11 protein-coding genes are annotated in these 25,932 nt (G+C 74.5%); 8 read left to right on the forward strand and 3 right to left on the reverse strand.

Annotation, left to right across the window (positions count from 1 at the left end; genetic code table 11):
• The first annotated feature begins 77 nt into the window (after window positions 1-77).
• From ACH34R_RS00220 to ACH34R_RS00240, 5 genes are all read left to right on the forward strand, one after another.
• A complete protein-coding gene (locus ACH34R_RS00220) occupies window positions 78-872 on the forward strand; it encodes an acyl-CoA thioesterase domain-containing protein (protein ID WP_397559238.1) in 795 nt (264 codons plus the stop codon).
• A gap of 132 nt (window positions 873-1,004) precedes the next feature.
• Entirely contained in the window at window positions 1,005-2,099 is a 1,095-nt protein-coding gene (locus ACH34R_RS00225; RefSeq protein ID WP_397559239.1) for a hypothetical protein, read from the forward strand.
• Between the two features lie 270 nt (window positions 2,100-2,369).
• Window positions 2,370-3,185: a hypothetical protein gene (locus ACH34R_RS00230; RefSeq protein WP_397559240.1), complete on the forward strand. Its 816-nt coding sequence runs from the start codon at window positions 2,370-2,372 to the stop codon at window positions 3,183-3,185.
• Window positions 3,182-4,180: a hypothetical protein gene (locus ACH34R_RS00235; RefSeq protein WP_397559241.1), complete on the forward strand. Its 999-nt coding sequence runs from the start codon at window positions 3,182-3,184 to the stop codon at window positions 4,178-4,180. The genes ACH34R_RS00230 and ACH34R_RS00235 overlap by 4 nt, the downstream gene beginning before the upstream one ends.
• On the forward strand, window positions 4,177-6,402 hold the full coding sequence (locus ACH34R_RS00240) for a hypothetical protein (protein ID WP_397559242.1): 2,226 nt from the start codon (window positions 4,177-4,179) through the stop codon (window positions 6,400-6,402). Before ACH34R_RS00235 ends, ACH34R_RS00240 begins: the two co-directional genes overlap by 4 nt.
• A gap of 15 nt (window positions 6,403-6,417) precedes the next feature.
• Here the strand turns inward: ACH34R_RS00240 and ACH34R_RS00245 are convergent, their stop codons facing one another.
• From ACH34R_RS00245 to ACH34R_RS00255, 3 genes are read right to left on the reverse strand one after another with little or no spacing between them, the layout of a single operon-like run.
• Window positions 6,418-7,065: an isochorismatase family protein gene (locus tag ACH34R_RS00245; protein ID WP_397559781.1), complete on the reverse strand. Its 648-nt coding sequence runs from the start codon at window positions 7,063-7,065 to the stop codon at window positions 6,418-6,420.
• 5 nt (window positions 7,066-7,070) lie between these two features.
• Complete coding sequence (locus tag ACH34R_RS00250; RefSeq protein ID WP_397559243.1) at window positions 7,071-8,642, reverse strand: (2,3-dihydroxybenzoyl)adenylate synthase; 1,572 nt, start codon at window positions 8,640-8,642, stop codon at window positions 7,071-7,073.
• A gap of 10 nt (window positions 8,643-8,652) precedes the next feature.
• On the reverse strand, window positions 8,653-9,813 hold the full coding sequence (locus tag ACH34R_RS00255) for an isochorismate synthase (RefSeq protein ID WP_397559244.1): 1,161 nt from the start codon (window positions 9,811-9,813) through the stop codon (window positions 8,653-8,655).
• A gap of 247 nt (window positions 9,814-10,060) precedes the next feature.
• On the opposite strand from ACH34R_RS00255, the gene ACH34R_RS00260 reads away from it, so the two are divergent.
• From ACH34R_RS00260 to ACH34R_RS00270, 3 genes are read left to right on the forward strand one after another with little or no spacing between them, the layout of a single operon-like run.
• Window positions 10,061-10,300, forward strand: a complete 240-nt coding sequence (locus ACH34R_RS00260; RefSeq protein ID WP_397559245.1) for a phosphopantetheine-binding protein — start codon at window positions 10,061-10,063, stop codon at window positions 10,298-10,300.
• A 53-nt stretch (window positions 10,301-10,353) separates the two neighbouring features.
• Window positions 10,354-25,725, forward strand: a complete 15,372-nt coding sequence (locus ACH34R_RS00265) for an amino acid adenylation domain-containing protein (protein ID WP_397559246.1) — start codon at window positions 10,354-10,356, stop codon at window positions 25,723-25,725.
• Window positions 25,722-25,931, forward strand: coding sequence for an MbtH family protein (locus tag ACH34R_RS00270; protein ID WP_111170739.1), 210 nt, complete (start codon window positions 25,722-25,724; stop codon window positions 25,929-25,931). Before ACH34R_RS00265 ends, ACH34R_RS00270 begins: the two co-directional genes overlap by 4 nt.
• The last annotated feature ends 1 nt before the right edge of the window (window position 25,932 follow it).

Consider the following 25,932-nt stretch of genomic DNA (forward strand, 5'->3'; position numbering starts at 1 on the left):
CCAGGCCGGAGGGAGGCGCACAGAGCGTTGTTCTAGGATTCCGGGTAGCCCGGAACCCAGCGGAGAAGATGAGGCGCGTGACGCAGACCGAGCAGCCCCCGGCGTTCTTCACCGAGCGCGACGGGGAGTTGATCCCCTCCCCGGCCGCGCAGAGCCCGTGGTCGGCCGACTTGCTGCACGGGAGGCTGATCGGCGGGCTCGCGGCCCGCGCCGTGGAGCGCGGCCATCTCACGGACGGCCTGCGGGCGGCGCGTGTGACGGTCGATCTGTTCCGCGGCTCGCCGCTGGTCCCGTTGCGGGTGGAGTCGCGCACGGTGCGCGACGGCCGCCGGATACGCGTCGTGGACGTGGAGATCTCCTCGGCGCGGGGCGCGATCGGGCGGGCCTCGGTGGTGCTGCTGCGCGGTGGCGGGACGATGCCCGGCGAGGTCGCCGTCGTACCGCCCCGCGAGATGCCGCCGCCGGGGGACCTGATCGCGGGGGCGGGGCCGGTGACCGGCTGGACTCCGCCGTTCGACCTGCACTGGCGGCTCGCCGACAACGGTGACGGCGACGCCCGCCGGGTGGCCTGGACCCGCGAGATCCACCCGCTGGTGGCGGGCGAGCCGGTCTCGCCGCTGGTCCGCGCCGCGCTGGCCGCCGACTTCGCCAGCCCGCTCAGCAACTTCGGCCCCGAAGGGCTCTACTACATCAACGCCGACTACACCCTCACCCTCTCCAGGCCGCCGCTCGGCGAGCTGGTCGGCCTGGAGGTCACCGGCCGGCTGAGCGAGGAGGGCGTCTCGACCGGGGTCTGTGTGGTCCACGACGAGTCCGGGCCGATCGGCCACTGCGTGGTCACCGCGCTGGCCAATCCTCGGATGGGCGACTGAGCCCGCCGGTCTGCGCGGGCCTTCCCCGGACGGGGCCCGCGATGTGATGGACTCGGAGGTATGAGTCCCAAAAGCCGCGGACGCCCGGAGGGGCGAGGCAGACAGAGACGACCACAGCGCACCGTGGCCCGGTTGCGCCTGTCGGAACAGATCGTGCTCGACGCTCGCGGCCTGGCCGGGGACGACGCCGACGCGCTGGCCGCGGAGGTCTGGGCGAGCCGCCGGCTCGGCGAGGTGTGGCTGGCCGCGCCGCCCGGCGAGACCGAGCCGGAGCACCTGATCTGCACCGAGGTCGCGGGGCGGGCGACGGCCCGGCCCTCGGTTCCGGCGATGGCGGCCGTGGCCGCGCTGGCGCGCGTCGCGCCCGCGAGCGAGCGGGAGATGCTGACCCAGGCGACCGACATCCTGTCGGCGTCCCAGCCGCGACCGGAATGGGCGGACACGCCCGCCTGGGAGCCGACCGGCGCGTTCCGTGGCACCGACGTCTGGCGGCGCGAGCGCGTGCTGTTCGTCGACTACGACGCGGGGCCGCGCCCGCACACGCTGATGGCCGTCATCGTGGACGAGGCCGAGCCGGTGATCGCCGCGCTGCGGCTGGTGGAGCCGGGAGCGCACGAGGAGTGGGAGCGGCTGCGCGGGCCGGACGATCCGCCGATGCCGGTCCGCCCGGCGGAGCCGGCCGCCGTGCTGGCGGAGCTGGCGCTGGCGATGCGGGAGACCGACATGGCGTGGCCGCACCAGGAGGAGGGCGGCTACGCCGAGCTGCGCGCGCTGGCCTGGACCCGAGGCCGCGCTCACCTGCCCGCCTGGCCCGACTGGGCGCCCACCCCCGCCGCCGAGCGGGAGGACCTGACCGCGGAGTTCGTACGGCACAGCGGCCTGCCCGACGACGACGTGACGCATTCCCTGGCCGGGCTGTTCCTCGACTACGGCGACGGCTACATCCGCCCCGGCCCGCTCGCGTGGAGCCCCGGCAGGGTGGCGCTGTTCCTGGCCGACTTCCTGCCGCGCAAGGTGATGCTCGACGCCGCGCAGCGCGAGCGGCTGCCCGAGGCGCTGCGGCACTGGGTGCGCTTCGCGCTCACCCGCACGGGTATGGAACCGCGCTGGATCGAACCGGTGGTGGAGGCGGTGAGCACCTATCACGCCGTGTTCGAGAAGGCGTTCGACGACGAATCGGTGTGGGGCCCGGCGAAGCGGATCGTGTCCGGCCACCAGGAGCAATAAAAGCGACTTGCCGCCACATGAATAGCGTTGTCCACCATTAGCGGCGCGGCCTGCGCCACGCTTTCCCGGAGGCTCCCACCTGCGCGCGGGTTGTTTCCGGGGCGCGGCGCGGGCCACCGCGAGCGGGCGGCAGATCACCTGAAAAAGATTCACAATTCGCCGCGGATCACAACCTTATAGCACGGCTCAAGATTCCACCACAAATGTCGGCCGGGGGGATATCTTTTCTTCTGAAGGCGGCGGCTGAACGGCGGTTCAGAAGGCGGTGGCATGCGACGGCTGGGCACATCGGGGCCGATGGTGCTCATGTTCCTCATCCTGGCCCTCGGCGCGCCCGCGCGGGCGGACTCCACCGATCCCGACGAGGCCGACCGGCTGCTCGTCTACTGCCTCGGCGCGCGCCAGCGGGCCGACCTCGCCGCCGCCGCGACCACCCTCGGGCTGGTGTCCCCCGGGTCCGCGCCTGACGAGGTACGGCTGGCCGGGCGGCCGCTCACCCTGGAGCGGTGGCGGATGGTGCGCCCCGACGACTTCGACCGGGCGTGCCGGGCGCTGGCCACGGCCGAGCCGGACATGCGCGGCCCGGAGAGCCCGGGTCCGCTGACCGCGATGCTCTCGGTGCTCATCCCCGTCGTCGCGGGCGCGCTGCTGACGCTGGCCACCACCGAGTGGCGGGCCGCCGCCGGCGCGGGCGCCCAGACCGGGAACGAGCTGTTCGCGGCGTCCACCGCGTTCGCCGCCGCGCACGCGGCCTTCCTGGCCGGCTGGCGGCGCGGCGACGCGGAGGTCGCCGCGCTGGAGGCGGCCCGCGAGACGCTGGCCGCCAAGATCGGCAACGCCGCGCTCGCCCGCCCCGCCTGGACCGAACCGGCGCGGCTGCTCGCCATGCTCGGCGGGCTGACCGCCCGCTCCGCGAACGACTGGAGGAAGGTGCCGATGGAACGCCGGGCGCAGATCGCCAGGCGGGAGGCCGAGAGCGCGGCCACCTTCACCGCACGGACGGCGGCGATGGCGGTCCGGCTCAGAAGACCCTGGCTGCGGCACTCGGCGATGCGGCGGCCCGCCACCCCGGGTGCCGCGTCATGACCCGCGAGTGGTGCAACCCGTTCCACCCCACGGGCGAGGCGGGCAGCGCGTGGGACGCGCCGCTGCGGATCTGGCAGATGCAGCGGCGCAAGGACCTGTTCGTCTTCCTGGACGACACCCACCGGCAGTACGTCCAGTTCACCGAGATGCTCAAGGAGCGGGACCGCCGGCCGCTGCGCGGCCACGTGGTGTACGTCGCCGGCCGGGCCGGCGCCGGGAAGACCAGTTTTATCGAACATTGCGTCTATCACATTCTCCGCAATCCCCCGCAGGAGTCCGACGACCGGGGTGAATTAACCGATTCCACGGTAAGAATCGTCGATCTCGCCGGTTCCCCGGCCCCTTCCGATCATTCCGACGCCGCCCGCGCCGCCTTCTGCCAGCATGTTTACAACGACACCCTGGAACAGGTGGCGGGAGACGATAACGGCCTGTGGCTGAGCGACGATGAATGGGCCGAGCTGGAGGGCCTCACCTTCAAGAACGGCTTCTTCAAGCTGCGATCGACCCTGCAGAAGCGGGCCGCGGTGGTGGTGATCATCCTGCCGCCGCAGGTGCCGCTCGCCTGGGTCAAGGACTTCGTGGCGGTGGCCTGGCCTCGGGTGACCTTCCTGATCGAGGGCGGCGACATCACCAAGCCCGCGTTCGACTCGGTCGTCGGCACGGCGCAGAACCGCACGACCTTCTTCGCCAGGGTCGGCCTGCTCCAGGACGGCGACGTCGCGAAGTTCGTGCGCTCCCGCCGGGAACGCACCGACCTGCCGCATCGATTTCCCGAGATCCCGGCGCCCACCCTCAACTACATCATCCAGAACATGAGCTATATGCCCGAGCCGGTCATCAGGGTTTTCGACAACCTCTTCAAGATCCTCATCGACGCCGCGATAGAAGAGAATGTCGAGAAGGTAGACGAGAACTTTTTCCACCGGGTGTTATACAAGAGGATAATGTCCTGGAACCATCTGGTGCGGACACCACGGAAGGACGAGGCATGAGCATGTCCGCAGGCGAAGGCGAGGGTGGGCACATGCTCCTGCCGGTCACCTTCACCACCCGCCTCGCCGACCAGGAGAGCCTGCACGACCTCACCGTGGCGACCCCGGCGGTCCGAAGCGCTCTCCAGTACGTCGCGGCCTATCTGGGCGGCCCGCCGCCCACCTCCCCCGCCGAGGCGGGCCGGGCCATGGCCATCGTGGGCGGCTACGGCAGTGGCAAGACCCACCTGGCGATCCGGATCAAGGAGACGGCGGCGGAGGTGCCGGGGGCGGAGTCCAAGATCCTCGCCATCGACGCCTCCCAGCGGCGCTTCAGCTACCTGTACCGCAACACGATCTTGGACATGCTCGGCAAGGCCGACGTCCGCGACCTGGTGACCGACTACTTCTCCGAGGTCGTGGCCAGTTCGCTGGACGAGATACAGATCTTCCGCGAGGTCGCCGCCGGGCTGCGGGAGCGCGCCATCGACCCGGAGAAGGTCGTCGCGAGCCTCCACCTGTCCGGGCCCGCCTTGCAGGCCGACCTGAAACGCCGGTTGCGCACCGAGGTGGAGTACGCGAAGTTCGGGCGGGCGCTCGCGCTGCTGGCCACCGACGAGTACGCCGACGCGGTGTGGGAGTGGCTGAGCGGCGAGCCGCCCGGAGAGGAGCTGCGCGCCCTCGGCGTGCACGACCGGATCTCCAGCGATCTCGACGCCTACGACGCGCTCAGCGTGCTGACCTTCCTCTACAGCAGGAAGAACCGCCGGGTCGTGCTCATCATCGACGAGTACGAGAAGCTGCTCGGCCATCCCGGCGAATGGAACATCAGCGCGGTCAACGCCTTCGAGCAGCTCATCAAGGTCTTCATCAGCGTCGGCGGGCTGCTGGTGTTCTGCGGCATGCCGGAGAGCCTGTCCAAGCTGCCGCAGAGCGTCCACCAGCGGATCGGCGTCGCCCGGCTGGATCCGTTCACCCCCGAGGAGACCCTTGACCTGCTGCGCAGGCGGCGCCGCCCCGGCCAGCCGGACATCTCGCTGGAGATCGCCGGCTACATCCGGTCGCTCAGCGGCGGCCTGCCCCGGATGAGCCTCACCCTCTACCGGCGCGCGGCCGACCTCGCCGAGGAGGAGCGGTCGGGCGCGATCACGCCGGCGATCGTGCGCTCCGCCGTACGCCGGCACTACGAGCGCGCCGGGCTCGACTACGTCGGCGGGACGATCCGCCGGCTGATCGAGGCCGGCGGCTGGGACTTCCACGCCGATGTGATGCTGGGCGAGAACACCACCGTCGACTTCTGGATCACCCGCGGCGAGGGCGGCGCGGGCGTGGCCGTGCTGATCACCCGCTCGCTGCTGCGCGCCGAGGACGTGGACACGCTGCGCGGGCAGATCGAGGCGGTGCGGGTGGCGACGCCGTCCGCCGAGGTCATCGTGGTGGTCAACGGATATGTGTCGGCGACCCTCCAGGGCGAGGTCTCGCACCTGATCGGGCGGCAGCCGCTGGTCTTCGACGAGAGCCGGTTCGGCGGCGACTTCCGCGCGGTGATGCACAACGCGGTCCGCCGGCTCGACCGCAGCGAGCGCGGGTACACCCTGGAGAGCCTGAGCCGCAATCTCGAACGCCTCAGCCTGCAACAGTCGGCCACGCAGAGCATGCTGGAGGCGCTCAGCGGCAGCGTGGGCAGCCTGCACTCCTCGATCGCCGCGCCGCAGGCCGGGCACGACGAGGACACGGCCGCCGAACGCCTGCTGCCGCCCCGGGTGGCCGAGCACTTCGAGCGGGCGCTGGTCGCGGTGAGCACGCTCGGCGGCATCGACGCCGAGCTGCGCGCGGCCTTCGCCGACCCCGGCACCGCGGGCACCCGGCTGCGCAGGCGGCTGGCCTCCCGCGAGCTGTTCGAGGCGGTCGGCGTGGCCGTACTCCTGCGCAAGCTGGTCGAGACCTTCCGCTCCCGGGTCGCCGACTACATCCAGAACGTGCAGCTCGCCAGCGGCCACCGGCCGGTGGTCTCCCGCACCCAGGAGGAGGAGCTGCGGCTGATCTGCCGCACCTACGAGGCCACCGCGGAGGCGCTGCCGCTGCTCCGCCTGGAAAGCCTCGCCCTGACCGCCCCCACCGCGGGCCAGTCCGGCCCGGTCGAGCTGGCCACCCGCTCGCGCCGGCGCAGCGAGGCGGTCGGCGCGCTCAGCGGGCTGAGCCAGCGGGTCTTCGACACCGTCACCGCCGCGCTGCGCGGCTAGCCCGCCGCGAAAGACTCAGACCCCGGCCACCGCCCCGGCCAGGGCGCGGCCGATGCGGGCCGTGGTGGTGGTGACCGCGCAGCGCTGCGCGGCGTACCGGATCGCCATCTCGTGATGCTCCAGGGAGAAGTCGGCCACCGCGTCGGCCACCACGAAGGGCCGCACGTCCCGCATGAACGCCTCGCACGCCGTCATCAGCACGCCGATGTGGGCGTAGACGCCGCACACGATGAGCTGGTCGCGGCCCAGTTCGGTCATCAACTCGGCCAGGCCGGTGCGCTGGTAGGCGCTGTAGCGCCACTTGGTGAGCAGTACGTCGCCGGGGCGCGGGGCCAGTTCGGCGACGATCGCGGCCTCCTCGGGGTCGGGGCCGATGCCGTCCCCCCAGAAGTCCAGCAGCAGGCCGCGCTCCTCGGAGCTCTGCCCGCCGGGCTGCGCGGAGTACACCACGGGCACGCCGAGGCCCCCGCACAGCTCGCGCAGCGCGAGCACGTTGGCCATCAGCTCCACCAGCGGCGAAGCGCCGGGCGTGAAGGCGCGCAGGAAGTAGTTCTGCATGTCGTGGACCAGCAGGACGGCGCGACCGGCGTCGGGTTCCCAGGCCACGCGGTTGGCGGGGGTCTCGGCCGGCATCGGGTACGGGGCGATGGCCGGAATTGCCATGGTCGTCATGTCCTTTCGCGGAGGTGGCGCTTGCTGACCTTGCCGACGGCGGTGGCGGGCAGGGTCTCGGCGAACGCGAACTGGTCGGGGATCTTGTAGCCGGCCAGGCCGCGCTCACGCAGGAACGCGCGGAGTTCGGCGTCGGTGACCGCGGCGCGGGCCACGATGTGGGCGCGGGTGCGTTCGCCCAGGTAGGCGTCGGGGACGGCCACGACGGAGGCGTCGTGGACGGCGGGGTGGGCGAGCAGGTGGTTCTCGACCTCCGCGGCGGCGATCTTCTCCCCGCCCCGGTTGATCTGGTCCTTGGCGCGTCCCTCCACGACCAGGTACCCGCCGGGGGTGACCCGGACGATGTCACCGGTCCGGTAGAAGCCGTCGGAGGTGAAGGCCGTCGCGTTGTGCTCGGCGGCGCGGTAGTAGCCGCGGATGGTGTACGGCCCGCGGGTGAGCAGGTGGCCGGGCTCGCCGTCGGGGACCGGGGCGTCCTGGTCGTCCACCACGCGGATCTCGTCGTCCGGCGATATCGGGCGGCCCTGCGTGGTGAGCGCGATCTCCAGGGGGTCGTCCGGCCGGGTGTAGTTGACCAGGCCCTCGGCCATGCCGAACACCTGCTGCAAGACGCAGTCGAACACCCCGCCGACCCTGCGGGCCGCCTCCTCGGTGAACTTGGCCCCGCCCACCTGGAGGATCTCCAGGCTGGACAGGTCGTGCCGGGTACGGCCGGCCGAGTCCGCCCACAGCAGCGCCATCGGCGGCACCAGGCCGGTGATCGTCACCCGCTCGGCCTCGATCAGCGGGAAGCAGACGTCGGGCCCGGGGTGCGGGGCGAGGACCGACGTGCCGCCCACCGACATGGTGCCGAACACGCCGGGCGAGCTCATCGGGAAGTTGTGCGCGGCGGGCAGCGCGCACAGGTAGACCGACCGCTCGGAAAGGCCGCAGATCTCCGCGCTGGCCCGGAAGCTGTAGATGTAGTCGTCGTGGGTGCGCGGGATCAGTTTGGGCACGCCGGTGCTGCCGCCGGACAACTGCAGGAAGGCGACGTCGCCGGGCCCGGGGCCGGGCCGCGGCGGGAGGGGGTCGGCGGCGCGGAGTTCGTCCAGGGCGAGGAACGGCCCGGGGTCGCCGTCCACGAGCACGTTGGGCACCTTCAGCCCGGCGGCCAGTTCCCTGTGGTCGAAGCCGGCGTGCCTGTCGGGCGCGATGTACGCCACGGCCTCGGTGAACTCGCAGAAGTAGCCGATCTCCGCCGCCCGGTGGGCGGGCAGCGCGAAGACCGGCAGGGCCCCGATCCGGAACAGGGCGAAGCACACCTCGTAGAACGACGGCCGGTTGGGCAGGTGGACCACGACCCGGTCGCCGGGGCGGACCCCGAGGCGGGTCAGGCCGGCGGCGAGCCGGTCGGCGCGCTCGTCGAGCCGCCGGTAGCTCCACCGCTCGCCGTCGCCGGCCAGGGCGGTCCGCTCGCCGTGCGCGGCGGCGAGGTCGCGGAGCATCCCGCCGAAGGTCTCCCCGCGCCAGTACCCGGCGGCGCGGTACCTGGCGGCGAACTCCGGCGGGTAGGGAACGACGTCCATCGCGGTCCTCTCACTCCCCCGTGGAGGCGGCCAGGGCGGCCCGTTCGTCGAGGCCGAGGGCGTGCATCAGGGTGCGGAACTTGGCGGTGGTCTCGGCGAGTTCGTCCTCCGGCACCGAGCCGGGCACGATGCCGCCGCCCGCGAACAGCCGTATCCCGTCCTCGCTCAGTTCGGCGCAGCGGATGGTGACGGCCCACTCGCCGTCGCCCGACGCGTCGCACCAGCCCACCATGCCGGTGTAGAAGCCCCGGTCGAAGGGCTCGATCTCGGCGATGGCGGCGCGGGCGTCCGCGGTCGGGGTACCGCACACCGCGGGCGTGGGGTGCATGGCCACGGCCAGGGCGAGCGCGGTGGTGTCGGGGTCGGCGAGCCGTCCGGTGATCCGGCTGGACAGGTGCCACATGGTCGAGGTGCAGCTCAGCGAGGGTTCGTCGGGCACGCTGAGGGCCCGGCAGAACGGCGCCAGGGCGTCGGCCACCGCCTGGGTCACCAGGGCGTGCTCACGCTGGTCCTTGGCAGAGCAGAGCAGGGCCGCGGCGCGCCGCCGGTCTTCGGCGGGGTCGGCGCTGCGCGCGGCCGAGCCCGCCATCGGACCGGCCACGACGATCGGCCCGGTACGCGAGACCAGCAGTTCCGGGCTCGCGCCGACCAGCGTGCGGCGGCCGGGCAGCGGGACGGCGAAGACGTGCCCGTCGGGGTCGCGGGCGGCCAGGCGGGCCACCATGGTGGTGACGTCCGGCGGGTCGGGATGGGACAGTTCCAGCGATCGGGCCAGCACGACCTTGTCCAACCGGCCCTGGTCCAGCAGGCGCAGGGCCCGCCGTACCCCCGCGAGGTGATCGTCGGGGCCGGGGACGGGGGTGACCCGCCACGGCCGGGGCTGGCCGTCCGGGGTCACCGGACGGGCGATGAAGGGATCGGCCCACCGGACCCGCTCGGGCATCACGAGGTGGGCGGAGGCGGGGTCATCGAACGGCACGGCGCCGAGAACGAGCCTGCCCTGGAGCCGTACCTGCTCCGAAAGGGCACGCAGGGTGCCCGCCGGGCCGACCACGTCGCCGACGCCCTGCGCCAGCAGGGTGTGCTGCGGCGAGGAGAACAGCGAGGAATGACCGGGACGATACTCGCCGAGCAACTCGGACGCGGTGACCGGCTCATAGGAGATGGTCAAGGTCTGACCCTTTCGGGGGTCTGGGGGAACGGCCTGCGCGTCGGCGGTGGCCGACCCATGGCCGTTGATCAACTAAGGTAAGGCATACCTAATCTTTAGTGATAAATCGCCTATGTCAAGCCCCCGGCAAAGTGTCGTGCTTCACAAGATTTCACCTCTTGACTTCGGGGCCGGTCCCGTGAATGTTAGGTAAGGCTTGCCTTACCTTAGCTATATTCCTTTCAGCCCGCGAAGGTGGCGATCGAACGTGTCGTTGACCCCCGAACGCGTCCGCGAGGACGTGGCCGAAGTGCTGTCCGCGCCCGCCGCCGACATCCCGGAGGACGAGAACCTGCTCGACCGCGGCCTCGACTCGATCCGGGTGATGACCCTGGTCGAACGCTGGCGCGCGGCCGGGGTCGAGACCACGTTCGTCGAGCTGGCCGAACGGCCCACCCTGTCGGATTGGTACCGGCTGGTCGGCGGGCGGCGGGAGCAGGCCCGATGACGACGCCCGCCCGCGCCTAGGCCCCGCAGCAGGAACAGCAGGAAGAGGTCTCGTTGTCCCCCTCCACAGAGGTGCTCCCGCTCACCGGAGGCCAGCTCGGCGTCTGGTACGCCCAGCGGCTCGATCCGGCCGACCCCCGCTACAACGTGGGTCACTACGTCGAGCTCACCGGCCGGATGGACCCGGCCCTGTTCGAGCGCGCGGTGCGAACCACCGTCGGCGAGGCGCAGGCACTGCACGTGCGGATCATGGACGCCCCCGGCGGGCCGTGGCAGGCGCTCGAAGCGGATCGCGGCGGGTGGCCGCTGCCGGTGCTGGAGCTGCCGCGCGGGCAGGCGCTCGCGGCCATGCGGGCGGACCTGGCCCGGCCGGTGGACCCGGTCGACGGCCCGCTGTTCGCCGGGGCCCTCTACCGGACCGGGCCGGAGTCCTGGCTGTGGTACATGCGCTACCACCACATCGCGGTGGACGGCTACACCGTCGCGATGATCGCCAAGCGGGTGGCGGCCGTCTACACCGCCCTCGCCGCCGGCCGCGACCCCGGTGACGGCCCGTTCGGGCCGTTCACGGCGATCCCCGGCCAGGAGCGGGAGTACCGGGCGTCGGAGCGGTACGAGCGCGACCGCGAGTGGTGGGCCGCCAAACTGGCCGGAGCGCCGCAGGTTCCGGTGCTCGCGCCCGGCGAACCGGCCTACGGCTTCGTCCGGCACACGGCGTCCTTCCCCGGCGACGCACTGCTGCGCGTGGCCAAGGAGGCGGGCGCGACCTGGGCCGACGCGGTCACCGCGGTCACCGCGGCCTATGTCCACCGGATGACCGGCCTCACCGACATCGTGCTCGGCATGCCGTTCGCGGGGCGGTTCGGCGGCCCGGCGATGCGCTCGCCGGGCATGGCGGTCAACGTACTTCCGCTGCGGCTCGCCGCCGGGCCGGACGACACCTTCGCGACGCTCATCCGCCGGGCCGCCGCCGAGATCGCCGAGGCCCGCGCGCACCAGCGCTACCGCGGCGAGGACCTCCAGCGCGACCTCGGCCGCACCGAGCCCGGGCGGCGGCTGCACGGCCCTTCGGTCAACGTCAAGGCGTTCGACTACGAGCTGTCGTTCGCGGGCGTGCCCGGCGTGGTCCGCAACCTGGCCGCGGGGCCGGTGGACGACCTGGAGTTCTCCTTCTACAAGTCCCCCGGCGACGAGCTGACCCTCGAACTGGACGGCAACGCCGGCACCTGCTCCGAGGACGACCTGGCCGCGCACGGCGAGCGGTTCGCGGCCTTCGCCGCCGCGCTCGCGGGCGACCCCGCCCGGCCGCTGGCCGGCGTACCGCTGGCCACCGCCGGGGAGCGGGAGCGGGCCATCGCGGACGCCTCGGGCGGCGACGCCGCCCCCGGGCCTTCGATCGCCGCGGCGTTCCGCGCCCAGGCCCGGCTGACGCCCGCCGCCGTGGCGGTGCGCGACGGCGCGGGCGCGCTGACCTTCGCCGAACTGGACGAGACCTCCGACCGGCTGGCCGGACTGCTCGCCGGGCGCGGCGCGGGCCCCGAGCGGATCGTGGCCCTGGACCTGCCGCGCGGCACCGGCATGATCGTCGCGCAGCTCGCCGCGCTGAAGTCGGGCGCGGCCCAGCTCACGCTGACCGAGGACCTGCCCGCCGACCGGCGGGCGGTGATGCTCGCCGACGCCGCGCCCGTGCTCGTCGTCACGCCCGGCACGCTCACCGAGGCCGAGGCGGCCGGATCCGCGGCTGCCGTGCCGCCCGCCGACCCGCCGCCCGCGTCCCTGGCGTACGTGCTCTACACCTCAGGGTCCACCGGCACGCCGAAGGCCGTCGCCGTCACCCACGGCTCGCTGTCGGCCCTGTGGCGGCACCACAACGCCGGGCTGCACGCCGCAGGCGCGCGGCGCAGGGTGGCGCACTCCTACGCGCTGTCCTTCGACTCGGCCTGGGAGCCGTTCCTGTGGCTGGTGTCGGGGCACGAGCTGGTCATCCTGGACGAGCACCAACGCCGCGACCCCGCCTGCTACACCGGGGTGGACGTGATCGACGTGACGCCCTCGCTGGCCGTCCGCCTGGCCGAGGCCGGCGTGCTGGAAGGGCCGGGGCGGCCGGGGCTGGTACTGCTCGGCGGCGAGGCCGTCCCCGAGGGGCTGTGGCGGCGGCTGCGCGAGATCCCCGGGCTGGCCGCCCGCAACGTGTACGGCCCGACCGAGTTCACCGTGGACGCCCTGACCGCCGACCTGGCCGACGGCCCCACACCGGTCATCGGCCGCCCGGTGACCGGGGCCCGCGCGTACGTGCTGGACGGGCGGCTCGCCCCGGTGCCGCCTGGCGTGACCGGCGAGCTGTACCTGGCCGGAACCGGCCTGGCCCGGGGCTACCTGAACGACCCCGGCCGTACCGCCGCGCGGTTCGCCGCCGACCCCTTCCGCCCGGGCGAGCGCATGTACCGCACCGGCGACCTGGCCAGGCGGCGGCCGGACGGCGCGCTCGAATACCTCGGCCGCGCCGACGACCAGGTCAAGGTACGCGGCCACCGCATCGAGCCGGGCGAGGTCGAGGCCGCCCTGGCACGGGTGCCCGGCGTGACCGGCGCAGCCGCCGCGCTGCGCGACGGGCTGCTGGTCGGCTACGTCACCGGCGCGGGGCTCGACCCCGCCGAGATACGCGGCGCGCTCGCCGCCGGGCTGCCCGCCGCGCTGGTGCCCGCCGCCGTCGTGGCGATCGGCGAACTTCCGCTCACCCCGCACGGGAAGCTGGACCGCGCCGCACTGCCCGCCCCCGAGTTCACCGCCGGGGGCCGCGCGCCGCGCGACGAGGTGGAGGCCGCGCTGTGCGGGGTCGCCGCCGAAGTCCTCGGCCTGCCCGGCGTCGGCATCGACGACAACTTCTTCGAGCTGGGCGGGGACAGCATCCTGTCCATCCAGATGTGCGGCAGGGCGCGCAAGGCGGGCCTGCTGATCACGCCCAGGCAGGTGTTCGAGCGGCGTACCGTGGCGGCGCTGGCGGCCGTCGCCGAGGCGGTGCCCGCCCGCCAGGCCGACGACGGCACCGGCGTCGTCCCGGTGACCCCGCCGGTGGCCTGGCTGCGCGAGGCGGCCGGGCCCGGCCGCACGCCGCCCGCCTACACGCACTCCGTCACCCTGGACGTCCCGGCCGGCCTCGGCGAGGACCGCCTCGCCGGAGCCGTGCGGGCGCTGCTGGCCGCGCACGACGCGCTGCGCGCCCGGCTGCTGCCCGACTGGTCGCTGCTGGTCCCGCCGCCGCACGAGGCGCGCCCCCGCGACCTCGTCGGCCCGCCCGGCCTGATCGACCCGGCCGCCGGGCGGATGGCCGCCTTCACCCTCGGACCCGGGCGGCTCACCGTGACCGTCCACCACCTGGCCGTGGACGGCGTGTCGTGGCGCATCCTGCTGCCGGACCTGCGCGCCGCGCTGGCGGGCCGGCCGCTGGAGCCGGCCGGCACCTCGCTGCGCACCTGGGCCCGGACGCTCGCCGAGCGGGACTTCGCCGGCGAGGAGGCGTACTGGGCCGCGCTGCTCGACCGGCCCGCCCCGCCGGTTCCCACGACGGCGGCGGGTGGTGATCCCGATGCCACGCTGGTCACCCACGCCCCCGCCGATCTCACCCGCGACCTGCTGGCCGCCGCCGCCCGCTGCCGGGCCAGGCCGGACGAACTGCTGCTCGCCGCGCTGGCCCTGACCGTCGGCGGTGAGGACCTGCTGGTCCAGGCCGAAGGACACGGCCGCGACCTGGACGACCGGCTGGACCTGAGCCGGACGGTCGGCTGGTTCACCGCGGAGCACCCGGTGCGGGCGGACCTGACCGGCGCGGCCACCCCCGATCAGGTGCTTCGCCGGGTCAAGGAGGCCGTGCGCGGCGTCCCGTCGCGCGGCGTCGGCTACGGGGTGCTGCGGCACCTGCGCGGCCGGCTGCGCGGGCTCGCCGAGCCGCGGATCCTGTTCAACTACCTCGGGCGGTTCGCCGCCGGGGCGGCCTTCTCGGCCGCGGGAGAGCCCGCCACGCCGTACGCGCTCACGGTCAACGCCTTCCTGCACGACGAGCCGGACGGGCCGCGCCTGGCCGTCCACTGGGCCTCCCCGGACGGGACGGCCGACCTCGCCGGCGTCACCGGGCGGTGGGCCGCCGCGCTCGCCGCCGTGGCCGCGGCCCCCGGCGCGCTGATCCCCTCCGATCTGCCGCTGGTGTCCCTCACCCAGGACCAGATCGACCGCCTGCCGCCGGGCACCGCGGACGTCCTGCCGCTGTCGCCGCTCCAGGAAGGGCTGCTGTTCCACGCCGCCCACGACGAGACCGACGTCTACACCTCGGTCACCTGGCTGGACGTGGACGGCCCCGCGGGCGGGCTGCGCTCCCGGATGGAGGCGCTGCTGGCCAGGCACGACGCGCTGCGCGCCGCGTTCGTGACCGGCGACCTGGACCGGCCGGTGCAGGTCGTCCCGGCCCAGGTGGAGCTGCCCTGGCGGGAGGTGGACCTGAGCGACGCGCCCGAGCGCCTGGCCGACCTGGAACGCGAGGAGCTGGCCCGCCGCTTCGACGTGAGCGCGCCGCCGCTGGTGCGCTGTGTCCTGGTACGGCAGGCCCCCGGCCGCCACCGGCTGCTGATCGTGAGCCATCACCTGGTGGCGGACGGCTGGTCCACCCCGCTCATCGTGCGCGAGCTGGTGTCCGGGGCGCCCGCGACGGCCGCCCCGCCGTACCGGCGCTACCTCGCCTGGCTCGCCGGGCGGGACCGGGCGGCCGACGCCGAGGCGTGGCGGGCGGCGCTGGCCGGGCTTGCGTCCCCCACGCTGCTCGGCGGAGGAGGCCGGGCCCGCACTCCGGCCACCCCCGCCGACCTGCGGGTCCGCCTGCCGAAGGGTGTCGCGGACGGCCTGCGGGAGCTGGCCCGCGCGCACGGGCTGACGCTGAACACGATCTTCCAGTACGCCTGGGGCCTGCTGCTGGCCCGGCTCACCGGGCGCGACGACGTCGTGTTCGGCGCGACCGTCTCCGGCCGCCCCGCCGAACTGGACGGCGTCGAGGGCATGATCGGCCTGTTCAGCAACACCGTGCCGGTGCGGGTGCGGATCGCCCCGGGCGAGCCTGTTGGGGCGGCGCTCGCCCGGGTGCAGGCCGAGCAGGCCCGCCTGCTCGGCCACCAGTTCCTCGGGCTGGCCGAGATCCAGGCGCTCACCGGGATGAACCCGCTGTTCGACACGCTGCTGGTGTTCGAGAACTACCCCGCGGGCACCGCGGAGTCCGGCGACCTGCGCGTCACCGGCGCGGGCAACCGGGGCTACACCCACTACGCGCTGACCCTGCTCGCGCTGCCCGCGGGCGACCCGGTGCTCGGGCTGGGCGGCGACGATCTCGGGCTGGTGCTGGAGTACCGGGCGGACCTGTACGACCGGGAGCGCGCCCAGGCGTTCGCCGACCGGCTGGCCCTGGTCCTCGCGGGCATCGCCGCGGGCGAGCCGGCCGGCCGGATCGGCGTGCTGCTGCCCGGGGAGCGCGAGCGGCTGCTCGGCGAGTGGATCGACACCGCCGCCGAGGTGCCCGGCGGCACCGTGGCCGACGTGTTCGAGGCCACGGCGTCGGCGACGCCGGAGGCCACCGCGCTGGTCACCGAGGACGGCTCGCTGACCTTCGCCGAGCTGAACCGCCGGGCCAACCGGGTCGCCCACGCCCTGATCGCGCTCGGGGCCGGGCCGGAACGCCTGGTCGCGCTGGCCCTGCCGCGCACCGCCGACCTGGTGGTGGCGCTGCTGGCGGTGCTCAAGACCGGGGCCGCGTACCTGCCGGTGGACCTGGACTATCCGGAGGAACGGCGGCGGCTCATGCTCGCCGACGCCGATCCGCTGCTGGTCTTGACCAAGCTGCCCGGCACCGACGAGGGCGAGACCGCCGATCCCGCGGTGGCCAGGGACCCGCGGCACCGGGCGGCGGTCATCTACACCTCCGGCTCGACCGGCCGCCCCAAGGGCGTGCAGATCGAGCACGCCGGGCTGATGAACCTCTACCGCGACCACAGGGACACGATCTTCGCCGACGCCGTGGCCGCCGCGGGGGGCCGCCGGCTGCGCGCCGCGCACACCGCGTCCTTCTCCTTCGACTCCTCCTGGGAGCAGTTGCTGTGGCTGCTGTGCGGTCATGAGCTGCACCTGTTCGGCGAGGAGACCCGGCGCGACGCGGAGGCCACGGTCGAGCTGGTGCGGCGGCACCGGATCGACACACTGGACGTGACGCCGTCGTTCGCCGCGCAGCTCGTGGAGTACGGCCTGCTGTCCGGCCCGCACGTCCCGCGGCTCGTGCTGCTCGGCGGCGAGGCCGTGCCGAAGGCGCTGTGGCGGCGGCTGCGGGAGACCTCCGGACTCCTCACGCACGACTTCTACGGGCCGACGGAGTTCACCGTGGACGCGTTCGGCTCGCGACTGGCCGCGAGCGAGGACCCGGTGATCGGCCGGCCGATCGCCAACACCCGGGCCTACGTCCTGGACGGCGGGCTGCGCCCGGTCCCGCCCGGCGTGCCCGGGGAGCTGTACCTCGCGGGAACCGGGATCGCCAGAGGCTACCTGAACCGGCCGGGCCTGACCGCCGCCCGGTTCGTGGCCGACCCCTTCGGCGGCGGCGAGCGCATGTACCGCACCGGCGACGTGGCCAGGTGGCGGGCCGACGGCACGATGGAGTTCCTGGGCCGCGCCGACGACCAGGTCAAGCTGCGCGGCTACCGGATCGAGCCGGGCGAGGTCGAGGCGGCGCTGCTCGCGCTGCCCGGCGTCACGCGGGCGGCGGTGGTCGTGGCGGACGACCGGCTGGTGGCCTACGTCGTCTCGGCCTCCGAGATCGACCCGGGGACGCTGGGGCTGCCGCCGTACATGGTCCCGGCGGTGGTCCGGATGGACGAGTTGCCGATCAACGTGCACGGCAAGCTGGACCGGGCCGCGCTGCCCGCGCCCCAGGCGGCCACGGCGAGCAGGGCCGCGCGGGACGAGCGCGAGGAGATCGTCCGCGGGGTGTTCGCCGACCTGCTCGGCGTGCCGGGGATCGGCCCCGGCGATGACTTCTTCGGCCTCGGCGGGCACTCGCTGCTGGCCGCCCGCGCGGTCAACCGGCTGCGCAGGCTGCTCGGCGCGCCGGTCGGGATCAGGGACCTGTTCGAGTCGCGTACGGCGGCACGGCTGACCTCCCGCCTGGGCCGGGGGTCCGCCGGGAGCGGGGCGGCGGCCATCGTCCCGGTGGCCCGGCCATCGCGGGTGCCGCTGTCGGACGCGCAGCGCCGGCTGTGGTTCCTGTTCAAGCTGGAGGGCCCGAGCCCGGTCTACAACATCCCGCTGCGGCTGCGGCTGCGGCCGGGGGTGGAGGAGGCGGCGCTGCGGGCCGCGTTCGCCGACGTGACGGCCCGGCACGAGGTCCTGCGCACGGTCTACCCCGACGAGGGCGGCACGCCGTACCAGCGGGTCACCGACGCCGTCCCGCCGTTCGAGACGGCCGATGCCGGTGCCGGGGAGCTGCCCGCCGCGCTGGCCCGCGCCGAGGCGCACGCCTTCGACCTGGCCGCCGAACCGCCGCTGCGGGCGACCCTGTTCCGCAGGCCCGGCGGCGCGGCCACGCTGTCGGCGGTCTTCCACCACATCGCCTCCGACCAGTGGTCGGAGGGGGTCTTCCTGCGCGACCTGGCCACGGCGTACGAGGCCAGGAGGCAGGGCCGCGCCCCCGCGTGGGACCGGCCGCCGGTCCAGTACGCCGACTATGCCCTGTGGCGGGCCGGGCAGGACACCACGGCGCTGACGGAGTTCTGGCGGGAGGCGCTCGCCGGAATCCCCGCCGAACTCCCGCTGACCGCCGACCGGCCGCGCCCGCAGGTCCCGTCCTACCGGGGCGGCACCGTGCGGCGACGCCTGCCCGGCGAGGTCCATCAGGGCGTCGCCGCCCTGGCCCGGTCCACCGGCACGACCCCCTTCATGGTCCTTCAGGCCGCCGTCGCCGTGCTGCTGTGCCGCCTCGGTGGCGGCACCGACGTCCCGCTCGGCGTACCGGTCGCCGGGCGCCCCGACGACGCGCTCGACGACGCCATGGGCTGCTTCGTCAACACGCTCGTGCTGCGCGCCGACGTGAGCGGCGACCCGGCCTTCACCGAACTGCTGGAACGGGTGCGCGAGACCGAGCTGGCCGCGCTGGCCCACCAGGACCTGCCCTTCGAGAAGCTGGTCGAGATCGCCGCGCCCGCCAGGTCCCTGGCGCGCCACCCGCTCTTCCAGGTGCTCACGCAGTACCACCGCGCGGGCGGGCCGTCCCCGCTCGGCGAGGTGGAACCCGACCTCAGCGTGCACGCCCGGTTCGACCTGGCCTTCACCGCCGTGGACGACAGCGAGGCCACCCACCTGTCGGTCATCCACGCCCGCGACCTGTACGACGAGGAGACCGCCGGGCTGCTCGCCGACCGGCTGATCCACCTGCTGCGCCAGGTGACCGCCGATCCCGGGCTGCGGGCCGGCGCCGTCGACGTGCTGTCCCCTGCCGAGCGGGACCTGATCGCCCAGGTCGGCGCGACCGCGCGGGATGTGCCGGAGGGCACGGTCGGCCGGCTCATCGCCGCGCGGGCCGCGCGCGCCCCGGCCGCGACGGCCATCGTCGCGCCTGACGGCCTCACGCTGACCTACGCGGAGCTGGAACGCAGGGCCGGGCGGGTGGCGCGGGCCCTGGCCGAGGCGGGCGCGGGGCCGGAGACCATCGTGGCCATCGCGATCCCGCGATCGGCCGAGCTCATGACCGCGCTGCTCGCGGTGCTGAAGACGGGGGCGGCCTACCTGCCGATCGACGCCGAGCTGCCCGCCGCGCGCCGGGAGTTCATGCTGGCCGACGCCAGGCCCGTGCTGGTCCTCACCGCCGAGGACGTGCGCGCGGCGTGGGAGTCCGGGGAGGCGTCCTTCGAGGATCGGTCCGGTCCGGCCCACCCGGCGTACGTGATCTACACCTCGGGCTCGACCGGCGCTCCGAAGGCCGTCGTCGTCGAGCACCGGGCGATCGTCAACCGGCTGGCCTGGACTCAGGCCGAGTACGGGCTGACCTCCGATGACCGGGTGCTGCAGAAGACCCCGGCGAGCTTCGACGTGTCGGTGTGGGAGTTCTTCTGGCCGCTGTGCGCGGGGGCGGCGGTGGTGCTCGCCCCGCCCGGCGCGCACCGCGACCCGGCCGAGCTGACCCGGCTGATCCGGGAGCACGCCGTCACCACGGCGCACTTCGTGCCGTCCATGCTGCGCGGGTTCCTCACCGACCCCGGCGTGCCCGGCTGCTCGGGGCTGCGCCGGGTGCTCTGCTCCGGCGAGGCGCTGCCCGCCGATCTGGCCGCCGCCTTCCGCGCGGCCCTGGACGTGCCGCTGCACAACCTGTACGGGCCGACCGAGGCGGCGGTGGACGTGTCGGCGCAGCCGTACGAGGGTGACCCCGGCGGGCCCGGCGTGCCGATCGGGCGGCCGGTGTGGAACACCCGCCTGTACGTGCTGGACGCCGCGCTGCGGCAGGTGCCGGTGGGCGTGCCGGGCGAGCTGTACATCTCCGGCCGCCAGCTCGCCCGGGGCTACCTGAACCGGCCCGGCCTGACCGCCACGCGGTTCGTCGCCGACCCGTTCGGCGGCGGCGAGCGCATGTACCGCACCGGTGACCTGGTCCGGATGCGCCGTGACGGCGCGCTTGAGTTCCTGGCCAGGACCGACGACCAGGTGAAGATCCGCGGGCACCGGATCGAGCTGGGCGAGGTGGAGACCGCGCTGCGCGCCCTGCCGGGCGTCCGCGACGCCGCCGCGGCGGCGGTGGACGGCCGGCTGATCGGCTACATCGTGGCCGCCGGCGCGGACCCGGCCGCGCTGCGCCAGGAGTTGACGACCCGGCTGCCCGCGCCCGCCGTACCCGCCGTGATCCTCTCCCTGGACACCCTCCCGCTCACCACCAGCGGCAAACTCGATCGCCGCGCCCTCCCCACACCCCCCGCCACATCACCCGCCACCAGGGTGGAGGGCGCGGGGAATCCGTTCGTGGCGGCGTTCGCGGAGATCCTCGGGCTGGAATCGGTCGGCCCCGACGACGACTTCTTCGGGCTCGGTGGCGACAGCATCATGTCGATCTCCCTGGTCGCGCGTATCCGGGACGCCGGGCTGGAGATCACCGCCAAGGAGGTGTTCGAGCACCCGACCCCGGCCGGTCTGGCCGCCGTCGCCCGTGGGCGGCAGGCCCCCGCCGAGAGCCCCGGCGAGAGCACCGCCGAGCCGCTGGAGGGCCCGGTCCCGCTGCTGCCCGTGGTCCACTGGCTGCGCGAGCAGGGCGTCCCGGTGCGGGACTTCCACCAGGCGCGGCTGCTCCAGGTGCCCCCCGGCCTGGGCGCGGAGGCGGTGGCCGCCGCCTTCGACGCGCTCCAGCGCCGCCACGACGCGCTGCGGCTGCGGCTGTCCCGGCCGCATCCGGCCGTCTGGTCGGCCGAGATCGCCGACCCGGTGCCCGCCGAGGTGCGCCGGGTGAGCGGCCTGGCCGACCTCGCCGGCGAATACCGCGCGGCGGTGGACCGGCTCGACCCCGGCGCGGGCCGCATGCTCCAGGTCGTCTGGTTCGACCTCGGCGACGCGCCCGGACGGCTGCTGGTGGTGGCCCACCACCTGGTGGTGGACGGGGTGTCCTGGCGGGTACTGCTGCCGGAGCTGGCCACCCTGCTGCGCGGCGGGACGCTCACCCCCGTTCCCGTGCCGTACGCCCGCTGGGCCCGCCGCCTCACCGCCGAGGCCCAGGAGCCCGCCGCACTCGCCGAACTCGACCACTGGCTCTCCACCCTCGCCCCCGGCGCCCACCACCTCCCACCCTCCACGGACGCGCGGACGCCCGCCGTGCGGGAGAGCGCCGTGGGCACCGCGACGACCCGTGGGCTGCTGGGCTCGCGGGCCGGGATGAACGCGTTCCTGCTCACCGCCCTCGCCCTGGCCCTGCCCGCCGATGGCCCGCTGGTCGTGGACCTGGAGGGGCACGGGCGCGGGCACGACCGGCTGGACCTGTCGCGCACGGTCGGGTGGCTGACCGCGGTGCATCCGGTCCGCGTGGACTCCGGAGGCGCGCGCGAACCGCTGGCCGCGCTCAGGCGGATCAGGGAGGACCTGGCCACGGTGCCGCGCGGCGGCCTCGGGTACGGCCTGCTGCGCCACCTCAACCCGCAGACCTCCGCCCTGCTCGCCGCCGCCCCCCGCCCGGAGATCCTGTTCAACTACCTGGGCCGGTTCGCCGCGGGCCGGGCCGAGGACTTCGGCGTCGCCGCCGAGCCGCTGCCCGCCGACCCGGTCGCCTCGCCGTACCGGCTGGAGGTGGACGCCGTCACCCACGACCTCCCCGAAGGCCCCGAACTGCGCGTCACCTTCACCTCCACCGCCCTGGCCGAACCCGAGCTGACGGCCCTGGCCGGACGCTTCCATGAGGCACTCGCCGAACTGGCGGCCGGCATCGCCGGCGGCGACCCGCTCACCCCCTCGGACCTGCCGCTCGTCTCGATCACCCAGGAGCGGATCGACGCGCTGCCGCCGGGGACCGCCGACGTGCTGCCGCTCGCCCCGCTACAGGAGGGGCTGCTGTTCCACGCGGGCGCGGACGAGGGCGGGCTGGACGTCTACACCGTGCAGAACGTCCTGGCCCTGCGGCGCGCGCTCGACCCCGACCGGCTGCGCGCGGCCTGGCGCGGGCTCACCGAGCGGCACCCCAACCTACGCGCCGGGTTCCGGCACGACGGGTTCGACCGGCCGGTGCAGTTCGTGCCGCGCGCCGCCGAGCTGCCGCTGACCGTCGTGGACCTCACCGGCCTCGCGGGCGAACCGGCCGGCGACGCGCCGGAGGCGGGCATCGACCTGGACTTCGTCGCCGACCCGGCGCAGCGGGCCGCCGTGGCCCGCCTGCTGGCCGCCGACCGGGCCACGCGCTTCGCCCTGGACCGGCCCCCGCTGGTCAGGTTCACCCTGGTCGAGCTGGCCGAGGACCGCTGCCTGCTGGTCATGATCCACCACCACATCCTGTGGGACGGGTGGTCGGAGGGCCTGTTCCTGCGCGAGCTGTTCGCGTTGTACGAGGGCGAGGAGCCGGGACCCGCCGCGCCGTACCGGGACTATCTGGCCTGGCTGTCGCGGCAGGACGAGGACGCCGCCAGGCAGGCGTGGCGCACCGCGCTCGACGGGCTCGCCGAGCCCACCCTGCTGGCCCCCGACGACGGCGCGGGCGGCCTGACCGCCGTCATCCCCGAGGCGGTGCTCGCCGAACCGCCCGCCGAGCTGGGCCGGGCCCTGCTCGCCCGGGCCCGCGCGAACCGGCTCACCCTGCACACGCTGCTGGCCGCCGCCTGGGGCATGGTCCTGGCCGGGGCCACCGGCCGCTCCGACGTGGTGTTCGGCGCGACGGTCTCCGGGCGGCCCGCCGACATCCCCGGCGTCGAGTCCACCATCGGGCTGTTCCTCAACACCGTGCCGGTGCGCGTGGCGCTCGACCCCGACGAGCCGCTGCTCGGCCTGCTCACCCGCCTGCAACGGGCCAGGGCGGACGTGCTGCCGCACGACCACCTCGGGCTGGGCGAGATCCAGCGGACCGCCGGGCTCGGCCGGCTCTTCGACACGCTGTACGTGCTGCGCAACTTCGGCGCGGACGAGGAGGAGCGGGCCCGGATCACCGAGAGGTACGGCATCGCCGCCATGGACGGCGTGGACGGCACGCACTACCCGCTGACCCTCGTGGTCACCCCCGACGATCCGCTGCGGGTGTCGCTGGCCTTCCGCCCGGACGTGTTCGACCGGCCGCTGGCCGAGGCGATGCTGGCCCGGTACGTGCGGCTGCTCGAACAGATCGCGGCCGACGTCTCGCTACCGGTGGGCCGGCTGGACCCGCTCGGCCCGGACGAGCGGCGGCTGCTGCTGACCGACTGGAACGACACCGCGAACCCGCTGCCCGCCAGGACGGTCGCCGGGCTGCTCGAAGAGCAGGCGGCCCGCACGCCGCGGGAGGTGGCGCTGGTCTTCGGCGCCGAGCGGCACACCTTCGCCGAACTCAACGCCCGCGCCAACCGCATCGCCCGCATGCTGGTGGCCAGGGGGGCGCACCCGGAGCAGGTGGTGGCGCTCGCGCTGCCCCGCTCGGCCGACATGGTGGCGGCGCTGTTCGCGGTGCTCAAGACCGGCGCGGCGTACCTGCCGCTGGACCTGGACCTGCCCCCGGCCCGCGCCGAGGAGATGATCGCCGAGACCCGCCCGGTGTGCGTGCTCACCCCCGCCGAGCTGCGCGACCTCGACCACCTGCCGGGCGATGACCTGGGCCTTGAGTTCCCGCTGAGCCACCCGGCCTACGTGATCTACACCTCGGGGTCCACCGGGCGGCCGAAGGGCGTCGTGGTGCCGTACGCGGGGCTGACCAACATGCAGTTCAACCACCGGGCGGAGATCTTCGGGCCGGTCGTGGCGGACGCCGGGCGGCGGCTGCGGATCGCGCACACGGTCTCCTTCTCCTTCGACATGTCGTGGGAGGAGCTGCTGTGGCTGGTGGAGGGGCACGAGGTGCACGTCCTCTCCGAGGAGATGCGCCGCGACCCGCAGGCGCTCACCGCGTACTGCGCCGACCACGCCATCGACGTGGTCAACGTGACCCCCTCCTACGCGCAGCAGCTCATCGAGCACGGCCTGCTCGACGGGCACGTGCCACCGCTGGTGCTGCTCGGCGGCGAGGCCGTCGGCCAGGCCCTGTGGGACCGGCTGCGCACCACCGAGGGCACGCTCGGCTACAACCTGTACGGCCCGACCGAGTACACCATCAACACCCTGGGCGGCGGCACCGCCGACAGCGTCACGCCCATCGTCGGGCGGCCGATCTGGAACACCCGCGTCTACGTGCTCGACGACCGGCTCCGCCCGGTGCCGGTGGGCGTGGCGGGCGAGCTGTACGTCACCGGCGCCGGGCTGGCCCGCGGCTACCTGCACCGGCCCGGCCTGACCGCCGGGCGGTTCGTGGCCGATCCCTTCGGCGACGGCGAGCGGATGTACCGCACCGGCGATGTGGTCCGGTGGCGGGCCGACGGCAACCTGGACTTCCTGGGCCGCGCCGACGACCAGGTGAAGATCCGCGGGCACCGGGTGGAGCCCGGCGAGGTCGAGGCCGCGCTGAGCACGGAACCCGGCGTCGGGCAGGTCGCGGTGGTCGCCACGCCCGGCCCGGTGCCCCGCCTGGTGGCCTACGTCGTACCGGCCGGGGACGGCCCGGGCGACCTGGCGGCGGCGCTGCGCGAGCGGCTGCCCGCGTACATGGTGCCCTCGGCGTTCGTGACGCTGCCCGCCCTGCCCCTCACCGGCAACGGCAAGCTGGACCGCAAGGCGCTTCCGGCCCCCGGCTTCGCCGCCCGGGCCCGCGACCGGTCCCGCCGCGCGCCGCGCGACGGGCGCGAGGCCGCGCTGTGCCGGCTCTTCGCCGACGTGCTCGAACTGCCCGACGTCGGCCCCGAGGAGGGCTTCTTCGACCTCGGCGGCCACTCGCTGCTGGCCATGCGGCTGGCCGCGAGGATCAGGGCGGAGCTGGGGGCGCCGCTCAAGCTGTCCGCGCTGATGTCCGCGCAGACCCCCGCCGAACTGGCGCGGCGGCTGGACACGGGCGGCGTGGGCGGGTTCGAGCCGGTCATCGCGCTGCGCCCCGGCGGGGACCTGCCGCCGCTGTTCTGCGCGCACCCGCCCGCCGGGTTCGCCTGGCTGTACGGCGGGCTCGCCCCCCACCTGGATCCGCGCAGGCCGATCCACGGCCTCCAGGCCCCTCAGTTGTCCGGCCTGGACTTCCGCCCGGAGAGCCTGCGCGAGCTGGGCCGCGACTACGCGGCGCGGATCGCCGAGGTGCAACCGCGCGGCCCCTATCACCTGCTCGGCTGGTCCTTCGGCGGCCAGGTCGCCTACGCCGTGGCCACCGCCCTGCGCGAACGCGGTCAGGACGTCGCCTTCCTCGGCGTCCTGGACACCTTCCCCATGGACGACGGCCAGGAGCCCCGGCCCGGCGCGGCCGAACTGGACCGGCTGAGCAGGGCGGAGACCGAGGACTTCCTGGCCGGGCTGCGCGAGTCGGCCGCGTTCTCGCCACTGCTCGCCGAGTTCGACGCGGCCACGGTCGAACGCCTCGCCCGCGTCCACCGCGGCTGCATGGAACTGCTGCTCAGCGCCACCTACGCCCCCTACGACGGCGATCTGCTGGTCGTCACGGCCGTCCGGGACCGCGCCGAGACCGGTGACCATCTGACCTGGTCGCGGCACGTGTCCGGGGCCGTGATCAATCACGACGTGGACTTCACCCACGCCGAACTGCTCACCCCGCGCGCGCTCGCGGTGATCGGCCCCATCGTGAACCGCGCGCTGCACCCAGAAGATCCACAAGATGAGGAGACCACCCGATGACCAACCCCTTCGACGACGAAGAGGCGCAGTTCCTGGTCCTGCTGAACACCGAGGGGCAGTACTCGCTGTGGCCGGTGTTCGCCGACACGCCCGGCGGCTGGGAGCAGGTCCACGGCCCGTCGTCGCGGGCGGACGCGCTCGCCTTCGTGGAAGAGCACTGGACCGACATGCGCCCGGCGAGCCTCATCGCCGAGATGGGCGGCTGAG

Origin of the sequence: Spongiactinospora sp. 9N601 (assembly GCF_044326295.1) — a bacterium.
Lineage (GTDB): Bacteria > Actinomycetota > Actinomycetes > Streptosporangiales > Streptosporangiaceae > Spongiactinospora > Spongiactinospora gelatinilytica.